Source organism: Polynucleobacter arcticus (assembly GCF_013307205.1).
GTDB classification, from domain to species: Bacteria; Pseudomonadota; Gammaproteobacteria; order Burkholderiales; family Burkholderiaceae; genus Polynucleobacter; species Polynucleobacter arcticus.
In genome coordinates, this window is the sequence record NZ_CP028940.1 from 848,271 (window position 1) to 861,408 (window position 13,138).

Genomic DNA, 13,138 nt, shown 5'->3' on the forward strand with positions numbered 1-13,138 from the left:
ATATGGCCATTAAGCAATTAAATGCCTCTTATGTAGTTAATGAAGACCGCATTTTGTTTCGGTTTAACACTCAAGATCAGGCTGAATATCGTCTCTGGTTAACCAGAAGAGTAACGCTATTTATTCTAGTTGCTAGCACCCATTTGCTAACCAAAAAGCTCGAGCAAGTACATTCACCTGACACGGCAAAAGCCGTTAATGAGTTTGAAAAAGCAGCGCTGATAGAAGCTGCAAAAACTGCAAATGCAGGATCAACAGATTACGAATCCGGTGTGCAATTTCCACTTGGATTTGATCCATTATTGGTCATGGATGTGTCGTGTTCTTTGACTAAAAATGGTGAAAAAGTAACCGATGAAAATTCATCAAAAGCAGTTGATTTTGACGATGCATTATCAATAGATTTTTTACTCCCCGGTGGAGCCAATTTGAATCTAAATCTACCGAATAATCTGATGCGCGCAATGTGTCTATTATTAGATCAATTGCGTATTCAGGCTGGTTGGGGTGAGGCTGTATTGAGTATAAAAAAAGATGTAGAAATAGAGCCTGTTGTAGATGAAGTTCTCAAGAAAAATAGCCCGCTACATTAAAGAAAAAGCGCTGCTGTTTTCATCTCTTTAAGGCAGTGATTTTCCCCCAATATTTTCATACACGCTAGATCTTGCGATTAGAAAGCTCTCCAACTATCCAACGGCAAACCTTCATCTTCAATAGTTTTGTTATAGCTGGCAATGAAGTCAGTATTCTCCAGTTTCCAAAGTCGCTCTTTTTCATGCTGAACCAGAGACTCAAGTAATGCGTCACAGGCCTTTGGGATATTGATTCCTAGTTTCTTAGCCTCAGCTAAAACCTCAGCACTTAAGCTTAGGTTAGTCGACTTTTTTTAAGGCTTTGTATTGAGGGCGGATAGAGTTATGAATGATCATGGTCCAATCATATGCATAATTCATACGCAGTTAATATGCGCATAAATTATGCGGGTAATGCTATAGGTGTCCTAAAAAGGCAGCTTCGCCCCCGGCTTAGCAGCCAGTAGAACCGCCTTAAACTCCGCCTGAATACGCTTAATCGCCTCTTCACTATCCGCCTCAAAACGCATGACTACCGCTGGAGTCGTATTGGATGGTCTAGCTAGACCAAATCCATCGGCATATTCCACGCGGACACCATCAATCGTATTAATGGATTCTGATGTTGGGAACTTGGCATTGGCTTTAATGGTTTCGAGTAGGGCGAATGGCTCACCTTCAGCACAAGCTAGTTGTAACTCTGGGGTACAAATCGCATTAGGCAAGTTATTGAGAGTATCGCTCGGATTCTTTTCTTTACTGAGGATCTCTAGCAAGCGAGCGCCTGTGTATAAGCCGTCATCAAAACCAAACCAACGATCCTTAAAGAAGATATGACCGCTCATTTCACCAGCAAGCGGGGCACCAGTTTCCTTAAGCTTGGCTTTAACTAAAGAGTGGCCTGTTTTCCACATAATGGGTTCGCCACCATGCTCTTTTACGTAGGTGGCTAAGTTACGAGTGCACTTCACATCGTAAATAATTTGACCGCCAGGATTTCTGGATAGAACATCTTTAGCAAAGAGCATCATCTGACGATCTGGGAAAATCACTTGACCATCTTTAGTCACCACGCCTAGGCGATCGGCATCACCATCAAAGGCAAGGCCTAATTCATTATCGGTAGTCTGGAGGTTTTTGATGAGATCTTGCAAGTTCTCTATATGCGCTGGATCAGGATGATGGTTGGGGAAATGCCCATCGACTTCACAAAATAACTCTTGAACTTCACAACCAAGGGCTCTAAATAACTTGCCAGCAAATGCACCACCAACCCCATTACCGCAATCGACTGCAATCTTCATCGGGCGGGCAAGCTTGATATCACCCACAATATAGTTGAGGTACATGGGGAAAATATCAAAAGTACTTCTTGTTCCTTGGCCGGTAGCAAATTGCTTAGCTTCAATACGCTTTCGCAAATCCTGAATTTTGTCCCCATAAATCGCAGCAGTGCCCAAGACCATTTTGAAGCCGTTGTAATTCGGGGGATTGTGACTACCAGTAATCATGATGCCGGACTTGGGAGTCTTGCCACCAATAGTGTGATTGGCGGCAAAGTACACCATGGGTGTGGCAACCATATCCAAATCAATCACATTGATCCCGGTAGAGAGTAGGCCTTCTGTTAGCGCCTCGATCAGGCTTGGTCCAGATAGACGGCCATCGCGACCGATGACGATATCGGTTTCACCAAGCTCACGCATTTCGGTGCCAAAGGCTTGGCCAATCAGTTCGGCAATCGAGGGATCTAAAGTCTCATCAATAATGCCGCGGATGTCATATGCTTTAAAAATTGAAGGGGATAGTTTCACTTTGATTCCTGGTGGTATTAATGAGCAATTTCGATGATTGAGTTTAGGCCCTCACAAGCCTCCTGAAAGAGAGCGGGCGGCAGGCTCTTCCATGGATGGGGTCTTGCGGAGCGCAGGCGCCAGTCAAAAGATTTTGGCTGATGTGTCAAGATAAAGACGGGCTCACTACGACCAACAGAAAATTTGATTGCAAATGGATTGGTTTCATTGGACTTTGCGTGCGTCATAGGGAGCCCAATAACAAGACCAGTTTTTTCATTAAATGCTTTAGGTGAGAGGACGAGCATAGGATGTTCATCTTTCATTTCTTTTCCCAATTGGGGGTTAAAGTTAATCCAAATCATGTCCCTACGCTCAGGAACCCAAGCCTTCAATTTTTCTGCCATTAAATAATTTCTTTCCCAATGGGTGTTGATGTCATTACTTCACCGCCATGTGTCTCTGGATCAAAGGCTTTTAGCTTTTGAGAGAGGCTCAGTTTAGGCTTGCCAACCACCCGGAGTAAAACACCATCCTTAACAACCTCAACTGAGATAGGGACTCCTTTAGAAAAATGGGCAGCCTTAGCCACTGGTGAGGTGATTCGAACACCAAGACCATTTCCCCATTCTTGAATGGTTTGCTCTACCTTTAATGCTGGAGCCATAGGTACCCCCTAGATGAATGTTTATACAAGTTTAAACAATTTGTCTGACAATGTCAATTTGATCAGACTTAGGTGGATTGGCGCTCTATGAATTTAATAAATTAATACGGGTAGCAGTGACAGCATCTATATCTGTACTAGCAGTAATGTCGTTCTGATGACTAGCTAGGGCTTTTTCAATCGGCTTAGCTAGTACTTTGCCGTATTCCACTCCAGGCTGATCAAAGCTATTGATATTCCACAAAGCGCCTAATGTAGCAGTGCGGTTCTCATACAAAGCGAGTAGGGCGCCAAGATAAAAGGCATTGAGCTTAGGCAGCAACAAGAGATTGCTCGGACGTTTACCGGGATAAACATCATTCGGGTTGCTAGCAGCTTTGCCATTCGCCAATGCTTGCGCTTGTGCCAAGCAGTTAGAAAGCAGAATACGGTGATGCGCTATAGCCTCCGGCCGATCACTCATCGGCTCACGCACTGCGATGAAATCAATTGGAATGATTTCCGTGCCCTGATGAAAGAGCTGGAAGTAAGAGTGCTGAGCATTACTGCCAGCACTACCAAACACGACTGGAGAAGAGTGTTTGACAGGATTGCCATTGCGGTCCACGCTCTTACCATTGCTCTCCATATCCAGCTGCTGCAACCACTTCGGAAACCAATCTAAGGCATCTGCATAGGGGATGGCAGCATAGGCTTTGATATTGTGTTTTTCTTGCTGATAGAGCAAGGAGAGTGCCATGATGACAGGCAAATTGTCTTCGAGAGGTGCATTCTTAAAGTGCAGATCCATTGCTTCTGCACCAGCTAAAAACTGCTTGAAGGTCTCAAAACCGTATTGCAGAGCAATCGGTAGGCCGACTGCTGACCAAACCGAATAGCGTCCACCGACCCAATCCCAAAAAGGATAAATATTATTTTCCTCAACACCAAATTCTTTAGCGGCCGGGATATTAGCAGTCACTGCATATAGAGCATGAGCAACTTGACTCTTAGTACAACCACTATCTTTTAGCCAAGCAACGACTGCCTTGGCATTCATGGAGGTCTCAAGGGTGGTGAATGACTTCGAGACCACAATCACGCGAGTGCTGTGTGGCTGTGCACGGGCCAAGATACGCGCTAACTCGGCAGTGTCAATATTTGCCAAAAAATGCATTCGCATACCGCGGCTCTGAATACTGGGTACATGGGCTAAGGCTTCAATTGCCAGGCGGGGGCCAAAATCTGAGCCACCAATACCAATGTGAATCACATCCGTGACGCCAACCCACTTATTACAAAGTGCCTCTATACGATGCCAGACCTCTGCTACTGCAGGCATCACATCAGCACCATTAATCAATACAGGAGTCTTAGTGAGATTGCGTAATGCGGAATGTAGGGCGGGGCGATCTTCACTATTGTTGATGTGCTTACCAGCAAACATATCTTCAATAAATTGCTCCAAGCCACTTTGGCGAGCGCGAGTAAATAACTTCTTCCAGGCATCGTCACTAATACCTTGATAGGCAGTATCGAGAACCACATCGATAGCGGAATGAAGATTTTGGGATGCTAAATAGGGTTGCAAAGACATTTCTAGATTTTATCAATAAGGGCATCAATATCCCCTTAAAACACCGAAAATGTTACGATTTGAGTAACAGAAGGGCTTTGGCGAGGGCAAAAGTCATTACAAAATTGAGACATATCTGAAATCAGGTCAGGAATAGCCGAATGGAGCAGGTGGATTGCGTAGTAGTGGGCGCCGGAGTGGTTGGTTTGGCAGTGGCTCGCGAGATGGCCTTGCAAGGCCGTGAGACTATATTGCTCGAGCGAGAAGCTGCCTTTGGCACTATCAGCAGCGCTCGCAATAGTGAGGTGATTCATGCGGGGATTTATTACCCAAAAGACTCCCTTAAAGCCAAGCTCTGCGTAGCAGGTAATCGCCTTCTATATGAATACTGCCGTAGTCATCAAGTGAGTACGAAAGCTTACGGCAAGCTTATTGTTGCTGCAGATGCTGGCCAGCTGGATGATCTTCAAGCCATTTTGTATAAAGCCCAAAATAATCAAGTTCCCGATATTAAGATGATTTCAGGGGCGCAAGCTAAGGCCTTGGAGCCACAGTTGCAATGTGAGGCAGCAGTACTCTCTGGCTCTACCGGCGTAGTCGATAGTCATGGTTTCATGCTGTCGCTATTGGGCGGCTTTGAAGATGCTGGCGGCATGGTTGCCTATCAATCTCCATTACTCAGCGCTAAACCCATTGGCAATGATGCTGAAGGTGGCTTTGAGCTCACTATCGGGGGTGCTGATGGCATGACCATTCAGACTAAATTGTTGATTAATTGTGCGGGACTGAGTGCGCCAGCGCTAGCGCAAAAAATTGAAGGTCTCTCGAAAGATCTAATACCCAAAGCCTATTTTGCAAAAGGAAACTATTTCTCCTTATCCGGAAAATCCCCATTTAGCCATTTGATTTATCCCATCCCTGAGCCAGGCGGATTGGGTGTGCACTTGACCCTAGATATGGGTGGTCAAGCCAAGTTTGGCCCAGATGTTGAGTGGCTCGATATTGACGAAGAAAGCCAGATTAACTACACGGTGGATCAAGAGCGGGGAGATAGCTTTTATGCAGCCGTCAGAAAATACTGGCCCGGATTGAAGGACGGCAGCTTACAGGCCGACTACTCGGGCGTGAGAGCCAAAATCGTGCCACCAAATGCCCCAGCAGGAGACTTTTACTTTGAAGGGCCCCAACAACATCATCTTCAAGGCTTATTTAACCTCTATGGTTTTGAGTCCCCAGGCCTCACCTCTAGTTTGGCGATTGCGCAGCATTTAGAGGCGCAAATCAAAAGTTCTCTATAATCTAGGACTCAAATCGCAAGGAAGAGTGGCAGAGCGGTTGAATGCACCAGTCTTGAAAACTGGTGCTGATGCTTGTAAACAAAGGGCTGGCGGGGAGGGTGTGCTGTTTTTGTGCTTCGGCTCCCCTGAAGCCCTACAATCTACAGGCTTGCAGGGTTTTTTGTAGCAACGGAAGAGTGGCAGAGTGGTCGATTGCAATAGTCTTGAAAACTATCGTTCCGAGAGGAACCGTGAGTTCGAATCTCACCTCTTCCGCCAAGATGTCAAGTAAATAGAGCCTATAAGGCTCTTTTTCTTTTTATTCCCTCAGTTGTTCCCTCAATTGATTTGACAACATAAAGATGGTCTTGTCATTTGACATCTCCTGATAACCAGAAATACCCCCCATACCCCCCAGTTCTAGGTAATGATTTAGTGGGATTGAGATTCCTCATCCACGAGTTGAATTAGCTTTGCGGGTTTGATTTTGAGGGCTTTTGATATCTTGAAGATGATGGATATAGTTGGTTGGTTATGTCCAAGCTCAATAAGGCTTATGTAATTCCTCTGAATTTCAGCCTCAAGCCCCAATTCCTCCTGAGATAAATCGGCCTTGAGCCTTAAGTTTCTAAGCACTCTCCCAAAGGCTAAATTTAAAGGTGATCTTTTTGTTCCCAACATATAGGGAAACTTTGCTGGATAAGCTAGACTGTGTCTTCACCATATATTGTAAATTTATTGAGACTCCATGATTTCAAGCATAAGAGATTTGCCTGTATTCAGGCTAATGAAGGGGTGGCGAATCCAGCTTGCCTTGGTAGCGGTACTTGGGTACTTCTTCATTTCAAAAAATGGTTTTCTCTTGGCTTATCTAAAAATAATTGGATGGGTTTTCTTTGGGGTTGCCCTAGTGTTAGCCATTTTTACATCTGGATTTATAGACAAAGTATGTCGTCGAAAGTTTTCAATTTCATATAAGTTCAGAACTTGGATTGGATTCCCACTCTTTTTCTTGTTTTTTTATTTGGTTGAAAATGGATCTGACTATGTTCTGAGAAATTACTCTGGGTATCCAGTCTATGTTTTGTATCCCTGTACTTATCCACCATCACTTGGTGATCAGGAGAGGGAGGCAAAAGCTTTTTGGAGGCTTAAGCCATTTCAGGATTTTGATTGTGGCTCTGATGATTAAGTTGACCTATATTCTGACCCAAATAGTTTTTTAGATAGATTGGGATTATTTTAATTTCTATAAATATGGAGGGTACAAGTGAAGAAACTTTTACTTTTTCTAATGGTAATAACAGGTCTTTTGACTGGGTGCGCGACTAGAGAAAAATATGTAAATAAGCTTAATACTCTTGTGGGTAAGCAAGAAAGCCAGCTAGTTTCAATGTGGGGTATGCCTACAAGCATGTATGAGGCTGATGGCCTTAGATACTTAACTTATACCCGATCTGAAACAGTCTATATTGCTGGCACCCCAGCAAAGACCACTACAACCTATTACCTCGGTAAGCCCATCCCATTTCAAACTGTTGGCACCTCGGACTATAGCTATACCAAAGACTGCACCACAACTTTTACAGTCATAAACAAAGTCATATCCAGCTTCCGAATTCAAGGCAATGACTGCCTCTCAGATTAAAAGCTAAAACTCCATACATGTTTATTCGGTAACTAATATTTCTCCCTCCTTATCTGAGGGTAGCTTTTCATCTCCCCTGATAAGTATTTGATACCTATTGCCACGCTTAATCGCTGATGGATGCTTTCTTCCCTTTGGGATTAGGAATCGAATATAGCCAAAACCTTTTAGGCGACTTATTGCCTTGGTGACTGATGGTCGCTGAATTCCCAAATGACTGGCTAATGTGGACTGATTAGGAAAGCAGATACCTTTCGGGCTGGTATAGCAACAAAGCGCGCCCAACACTCGTAAATCATTCCTTGATAGTCTTGTATCTGAAATAGCTCTGGAGGGCATAAGACTAAATGCAAGCGGAAATGGGGTGAAATTCCAAAGAAAATTTGAGTCAGGCCACCCTATCGGATACACCCATGGGGGAGGGGGCAAGGCCTCTTTCTTTGATGTTCGGGATTCGATCCTAATGAGCTTAGGCTTTTTAGGTAGTTTGAATTGAACTTCTTTCATTTAAGCATTCCCTTGATCCGTAATCCAATATCAGTAGTGTTCTCACTCTTGTCACAAGTGATCCTTAGGCGGGCAATTAACTCTCTTACCAAGGCAGCATTTTCATACCAGTACGCACCATATTTTTCCTCTAGCTTGGCATTAGTTAAATTAGACTCACCACTGGTTTGACTCTCCTTAAGAGGGGGTGGCATTGCTACTCTATTCTCTTCATCTGTTTCATTAAATTCTTCTTTAGTTGTAGTTGTATATAGTTCCTTAGTAGTTAGGGTGTTCTGTAGGACAGGGGTTAAGCGAACTGTAGGACAGGGGTTAGTGCCTTTTAGAACACCCGTAGGGTTGTGTTCTAGGACAGGGGTAGGGGTGCTCTGTAGGACAGGGGTAAGAGTGGTTGAATCCGCATTACCTTTGTTTGATCTACTCTTAATTGCCTTAGACAAGGCTGACCCTTTATGAACTAAAAAGATGGTTGTGCACCCTGGATTTCCACCTAGCGAGTTACCAACTCTAGAGATATATTGATCCTCCTCTAACTCCCTAAGTATCTTTTGCGCATAGCGTTCTTTTATCCCTGATAGCTCTGCAATCCTATCAACACTGGGATTACATCTCCATGTCTTATTGTTTGCATGATTGGCTAGAACCCATAGAACCATCTTATGAATTGGCTTTCTAAATCCAACCATGTGCCCGACAATTACCACTGGAAACTTCATCTCATTAATCCTTAGCGAGAGATGATTTTTCAAGAATCCAATTATCGATGTCACTCTCAAGCCATACCCTGAGTGTTGTCGATAATCTAATAGCCTTCGGGAATCTCCCAGTCGCCTCCCATGCCAAGATGGTGCTTTTACCAAGCCCTGTTTGATTTGCTACATGATCAAGTCTTACAAATCTAGGTTGATTATTTAGCGTGCTTTCAATCATCATTTAGTCCTTATAAGTAACGGCAATTCCGTACTTACATTTCAGACTAAATTACATATTTGATCTAGACGGGGGTGCTAGCTGGCAGACAGCATTTCCTTAAATTCAGTCACCCAATCCTTTAGAGCTCCAAGTGTCCATGGCTTTTTAGTATCGGGAAATTTACTTTGAAGTCTTAAAAGTAGTCTAGCTGGGCTAATACTTGCCTGACCATTTTTACTCATAGCTAAATATTCTGCTTGAGCTATTTTTTTGTTAGTCGCATAGGGAGCATTTTTCTGTTTCGCGCCCTCCTTAGAGGAGTTGATCGCAGAATCTTGAGCTTTTTTAGCCGCCTTTATTAGCCTGTTGTTTGAATTGAGTAGGGTGGTGTTGTCAGACTCCATTACCTTCAATTTAAGAGTAAGTATTGCAAGCTGATCTATCAACTGATCGGCAGTTAGATTTTGCTTCGATAGATCTTTTTTCATCTTCGAGATGGCTTGAGCTCTTTTCTTCTCTGACACTTGCGACTCTCTAGGATCACCATCATTAACCTTAAATGAGAATCCTCTAGCCCCGTCAAGGGCGACCTTATATTCTCTAGCCCATAGATTTTTTAGAGCGGTTGCTTTTGACACTATTTTCTTCATGTGATTCCACTTTCACCCCACGATTAGAGTGCGCACCGAGGGATGTGGGTATCCTTTTCGCCCCGTCGGGCTAGGTGCGCAAGATAAGTCTATGCTGTTTTTAAAGCCACTACATTTGTTGTTGATCCTTGAGCGCAATAATCCGACCAGTCCTCCATCAATGAGAGTCTTTTAGCAAGTAGATCTCCTCTCCTATATGCGGCCTCAACTCGATTCTGAATGGTGTGTGCAAGAGCCTTCTCAGCCAATTCAGTAGGGTAGTCCGTTAGTTCTGATACCCAGTCCCTAAAAGAGGATCTAAACCCGTGAACTGTAGTGTCGAATCCCATCCTTTTGGCAACTGAGTACATCGCCATATTGCTGAGTGCTTTTCCCTCGATTGAGAATAGGTACGGACTATCAGGATCAAGATATTTACCAATTTCAATTAATTCCAATGTCCTTGTTGTCAAAGGCACTCTATGTTCTTTTCCCGCTTTCATTCGCTCGCCCGAAATAGTCCACACACCATCTTGAACTTCACTTCTCTTAGCTCCAATAACTTCACCAGTACGCGCGCAAGTCAGGATGGCAAATTCAAGGGCGATAGCACTAATGCCTTCCCGCTCTCTTAGCTGGCTAATGAATGTTGGTACTTGGCTGAAATGAAGTGCTTTGAAGTGCTTTGTCTTATTTGTCTTTTTGGGCTTTGGGAGAATGGTGTCGAGATGCGCCCTCCATTGGGCTGGATTAATGCCTTCTCTGAGCTTTCTAGTGGTGGCTGATGCAAGTATCCATTCAAGCCTACCTCTAAGTCTAGAGGCAGTTTCCGTCTTGTTAAGCCAAATTGGTTGAAGGATCTTGAGTATGTCCTCGGTTGTGATTTCATTGAGGGGTTTATCTCCAATTACTGGATTTGCAAACTCTTCAATCGTGTAAGTCCATTGATCACCATGTTTAGAGTTTTTCCATTCGGGCGACTTTAGCTCAATACAAGATTTAGCAAAATCCTTAAACTTAGTTTGCTCTTTTAAAGAATCCTTCTTTAAGGCTCTTTTATCCTCTATTGGATTCACCCCTTGGGCGAGTTTAATTCTCGCCTCCATAGCCCCTTTACGGGCTTCTGAAAGAGATATAAAGGGAAATACTCCCAATGACATATCTTGTCGCTTTCCAAGCTTCATGTATCTGAATATCCAATACTTCTTTGAAGGCGACTTTACCCAGAGATGGAGTCCAGATCCGCTATCGAAATATCGACCCGTCTTGGTTATTTTTTGTGCAAAGTTAAAGCTAAGAGTTATATTCATGGCTATATCGTTCCATCATTTGTTCCCTCAAAACATCTATATAAGATGTAAGAAGGTATTGATATGAAATGTATCGCCTAAGAATTGATTGGGCTAGGCTGGTTGCTAGCTGGCAGACAATATAGTTATCAGAAACAGCAACAAAGTTGATTCTTAAGGTTTCTTGGCTATAACTAGGGTTGCTTAGGCAGTACATGCCCTCTACTAGACACCTCTTCCGCCATATACGACAGCAGAGCCCCTAACCATGGGGCTCTTTGTTTTTGGGGCTCTTCTACCCACCTCTCTACCCACCCTTTAATCTTGGCTTTATGGTCCCTAGTGAATTTTCTTGGCATCTTTTATCAATTGATAGTGTTGGTTTTGTCTTTCGAGGATAGCGAAGAAAAGTCGTAGCGTATTAAAGGCATCATCATCCGCTCGGTGGGGTGTGCCGTCAAAATGAAGCTTAAAGCTAGCAAGCGCAGATGACAGTCCGCCACTTGGTTTCTTTCCTATTGCCAGCATATGCAAGGTGTACCAAGTTTTTACATCAATCCATCTGCGCCCAAAATAGGGAAAATGAACGCCTCGATTTTTGAACTCAAGCTTCAACTCTGTTGAATCGCCACCACCCCAGCTAATCGGGTTGATGAAGCACTGGTGAACTTCGATCAACTCGCCGATTTCTTTGGCGAACTGTTCATGAGGCACGGCATTTTTGAGGATGTCTTCATTAGAGATGCTGGTCAAACTGGTAATGAATTCGAAGATGGGCTCTTGCGGATCTAAATACCATTTGTACTTAGCAATACTGTTATTTTTGTAATTTAAATAACTTCCAATCGCAACTCCCGCCTGAATGATCTTGGGATGTGCGGTTGTATTATCTTGCGCATTATTCAGTTCAAGATCTAACGAAAAATAACACTGTTTTTGATTCATTTTTTCTACATTGAGTTGGCGAGTTTGTAATTTAGGTTGTAGCAGTGTAGTAGTCAACTACATCCTCAATGCCTTGTAGGACGGCATGGTTAATTGATTCAATACAATCCTTACCTTAAGAAGAGATTCATCTTCTTAATTCCAATGTAAAAATTTATTAAATAGTGCATATGAAAATTCATATTTTGAGTGACCTTCACTTAGAGTTTGCCGCTTTCAATCCCGAGCCAACTGATGCGGATGTTGTGGTTCTAGCTGGAGATATTAATGTCCGCTCTAGTGGTGTTGAACGGGCGCGTGAGACTTTTCCAGATCGAGAAATTATCTATGTTGCCGGTAACCATGAGTTTTATGGATCTCAACGACTTGAGCTTATTTCGAAGTTACAAGAGCAATGCGCTCTCTATGAAATTCATTTTTTAGATGATCGAGCAATTCAGTTGCAAAGTGCTAATGATAAAAAACCCGTCCGTTTTTTAGGTGCCACCTTATGGACTGATTTCTTATTGTTTGACGATGAGTTGAGAGAAAAATGCATCATGTATGGCGAAATGTATTTAAATGATTTCAGGAGAATCGGTGATGGACGAATTGGCTTCTCGCCACAAAAGTCGATCCAATTGCATGAGCAGTCACTCTTTTTTCTTAGGGGAGAGTTGGATGTTCCTTTCGATGGTGAGACTGTAGTTATCACCCATCATCTTCCTTCAATGCATTCTGTTGCAGAGCGTTATAAACCTGATTTTTTGTCAGCGTGTTTTGCATCAGAGTTATCGCATTTATTTGGAAAGATGTCGCTTTGGATTCATGGTCATACCCATGACTCTTGTGATTATGAAATGAACGGCACTAGAGTGGTGTGCAATCCTCGCGGCTATGTTCGCTCTAGCCATGCGGAAAACCCACAGTTCAATCCCTCATTGATCGTTGAGGTCTGAACGACTAAAAGGGTCGGTGTCGGTAAGCTTTCACTGTTATTTACAATTTATAAGTTGTTATGTAAATATACAACCCATATATTGTTATTGTGCGTTACAATTTAAAAGTTGTATTCATAGCGAGGCTGCAGATGATTTATCAAATTCAAACCCTAGAGACCTTGAAGCTATTTATTAGGGCTTTCCGAAAGCAAAAGGGGGTTACTCAGGCCGATATGGCGCAAAAGCTCGGAATTAGTCAGCAAGCTTATGCACGTTTTGAGGGCAATCCGCAATTAGCCACTCTTGAAAGATTGTTTCTGGTCTTGCGGATCCTGGATGTCAACATATCACTGGAACAGATCATTAAAAACTCAAAAGAAGCAAAAACCAACATGAAATCTGGGTCCAAGGAGATTTGGTAGTC

The 13,138-nt window shown here is 43.2% G+C and carries 17 protein-coding genes and 1 tRNA gene; 6 read left to right on the forward strand and 12 right to left on the reverse strand.

Going from position 1 to position 13,138, the window contains the following annotated elements:
* Positions 1 to 2 precede the first annotated feature (2 nt).
* Positions 3 to 593: a hypothetical protein gene (locus DN92_RS04270; RefSeq protein WP_173960090.1), complete on the forward strand. Its 591-nt coding sequence runs from the start codon at positions 3 to 5 to the stop codon at positions 591 to 593.
* Positions 594 to 670: 77 nt separating this feature from the next.
* On the opposite strand, the gene DN92_RS10730 is transcribed toward DN92_RS04270, so the two are convergent.
* The 5 genes from DN92_RS10730 to pgi form a co-directional block, all read right to left on the reverse strand.
* A complete protein-coding gene (locus DN92_RS10730; RefSeq protein WP_367651931.1) occupies positions 671 to 826 on the reverse strand; it encodes a type II toxin-antitoxin system CcdA family antitoxin in 156 nt (51 codons plus the stop codon).
* 174 nt (positions 827 to 1,000) lie between these two features.
* Positions 1,001 to 2,386 carry a phosphomannomutase/phosphoglucomutase gene (locus tag DN92_RS04280; RefSeq protein WP_173960091.1) on the reverse strand — a complete coding sequence of 462 codons (1,386 nt, stop codon included), beginning with the start codon at positions 2,384 to 2,386 and terminating at the stop codon, positions 1,001 to 1,003.
* A gap of 17 nt (positions 2,387 to 2,403) precedes the next feature.
* On the reverse strand, positions 2,404 to 2,772 hold the full coding sequence (locus DN92_RS04285; RefSeq protein WP_173960092.1) for a type II toxin-antitoxin system PemK/MazF family toxin: 369 nt from the start codon (positions 2,770 to 2,772) through the stop codon (positions 2,404 to 2,406).
* Positions 2,772 to 3,032, reverse strand: coding sequence for an AbrB/MazE/SpoVT family DNA-binding domain-containing protein (locus tag DN92_RS04290; RefSeq protein WP_173960093.1), 261 nt, complete (start codon positions 3,030 to 3,032; stop codon positions 2,772 to 2,774). Before DN92_RS04290 ends, DN92_RS04285 begins: the two co-directional genes overlap by 1 nt.
* An 85-nt stretch (positions 3,033 to 3,117) precedes the next feature.
* Positions 3,118 to 4,608, reverse strand: coding sequence for a glucose-6-phosphate isomerase (gene pgi, locus DN92_RS04295; protein WP_173960094.1), 1,491 nt, complete (start codon positions 4,606 to 4,608; stop codon positions 3,118 to 3,120).
* A 140-nt stretch (positions 4,609 to 4,748) separates the two neighbouring features.
* Here pgi and DN92_RS04300 point away from each other — a divergent pair, with 140 nt between their 5' ends.
* Both DN92_RS04300 and DN92_RS04305 read left to right on the forward strand, forming a co-directional pair.
* Positions 4,749 to 5,885 (forward strand): NAD(P)/FAD-dependent oxidoreductase, encoded by a 1,137-nt coding sequence (locus DN92_RS04300; RefSeq protein ID WP_173960095.1) that lies wholly within the window; start codon positions 4,749 to 4,751, stop codon positions 5,883 to 5,885.
* A gap of 170 nt (positions 5,886 to 6,055) precedes the next feature.
* Positions 6,056 to 6,143, forward strand: a tRNA-Ser gene (locus DN92_RS04305).
* Between the two features lie 153 nt (positions 6,144 to 6,296).
* On the opposite strand, the gene DN92_RS04310 is transcribed toward DN92_RS04305, so the two are convergent.
* Complete coding sequence (locus tag DN92_RS04310; protein ID WP_173960096.1) at positions 6,297 to 6,545, reverse strand: helix-turn-helix domain-containing protein; 249 nt, start codon at positions 6,543 to 6,545, stop codon at positions 6,297 to 6,299.
* Positions 6,546 to 7,266: 721 nt separating this feature from the next.
* Here DN92_RS04310 and DN92_RS04315 point away from each other — a divergent pair.
* Positions 7,267 to 7,512 carry a hypothetical protein gene (locus DN92_RS04315; protein WP_173960097.1) on the forward strand — a complete coding sequence of 82 codons (246 nt, stop codon included), beginning with the start codon at positions 7,267 to 7,269 and terminating at the stop codon, positions 7,510 to 7,512.
* A gap of 21 nt (positions 7,513 to 7,533) precedes the next feature.
* On the opposite strand, the gene DN92_RS10735 is transcribed toward DN92_RS04315, so the two are convergent.
* From DN92_RS10735 to DN92_RS04345, 6 genes are all read right to left on the reverse strand, one after another.
* Entirely contained in the window at positions 7,534 to 8,019 is a 486-nt protein-coding gene (locus DN92_RS10735; protein ID WP_173960098.1) for a helix-turn-helix domain-containing protein, read from the reverse strand.
* Positions 8,016 to 8,735: a helix-turn-helix domain-containing protein gene (locus tag DN92_RS04325; protein ID WP_173960099.1), complete on the reverse strand. Its 720-nt coding sequence runs from the start codon at positions 8,733 to 8,735 to the stop codon at positions 8,016 to 8,018. The genes DN92_RS10735 and DN92_RS04325 overlap by 4 nt, the downstream gene beginning before the upstream one ends.
* A gap of 4 nt (positions 8,736 to 8,739) precedes the next feature.
* Positions 8,740 to 8,952 carry a helix-turn-helix transcriptional regulator gene (locus tag DN92_RS10740; protein ID WP_173960100.1) on the reverse strand — a complete coding sequence of 71 codons (213 nt, stop codon included), beginning with the start codon at positions 8,950 to 8,952 and terminating at the stop codon, positions 8,740 to 8,742.
* A 74-nt stretch (positions 8,953 to 9,026) separates the two neighbouring features.
* Positions 9,027 to 9,581, reverse strand: a complete 555-nt coding sequence (locus DN92_RS04335; RefSeq protein WP_173960101.1) for a hypothetical protein — start codon at positions 9,579 to 9,581, stop codon at positions 9,027 to 9,029.
* A gap of 89 nt (positions 9,582 to 9,670) precedes the next feature.
* On the reverse strand, positions 9,671 to 10,870 hold the full coding sequence (locus DN92_RS04340) for a tyrosine-type recombinase/integrase (protein WP_173960102.1): 1,200 nt from the start codon (positions 10,868 to 10,870) through the stop codon (positions 9,671 to 9,673).
* A gap of 318 nt (positions 10,871 to 11,188) precedes the next feature.
* Entirely contained in the window at positions 11,189 to 11,851 is a 663-nt protein-coding gene (locus DN92_RS04345; RefSeq protein ID WP_173960103.1) for a 3'-5' exonuclease, read from the reverse strand.
* A 113-nt stretch (positions 11,852 to 11,964) separates the two neighbouring features.
* On the opposite strand from DN92_RS04345, the gene DN92_RS04350 reads away from it, so the two are divergent.
* Positions 11,965 to 12,732, forward strand: a complete 768-nt coding sequence (locus DN92_RS04350) for a metallophosphoesterase (protein ID WP_173960104.1) — start codon at positions 11,965 to 11,967, stop codon at positions 12,730 to 12,732.
* Positions 12,733 to 12,863: 131 nt separating this feature from the next.
* On the forward strand, positions 12,864 to 13,136 hold the full coding sequence (locus DN92_RS04355; RefSeq protein WP_173960105.1) for a helix-turn-helix domain-containing protein: 273 nt from the start codon (positions 12,864 to 12,866) through the stop codon (positions 13,134 to 13,136).
* Positions 13,137 to 13,138 lie beyond the last annotated feature (2 nt).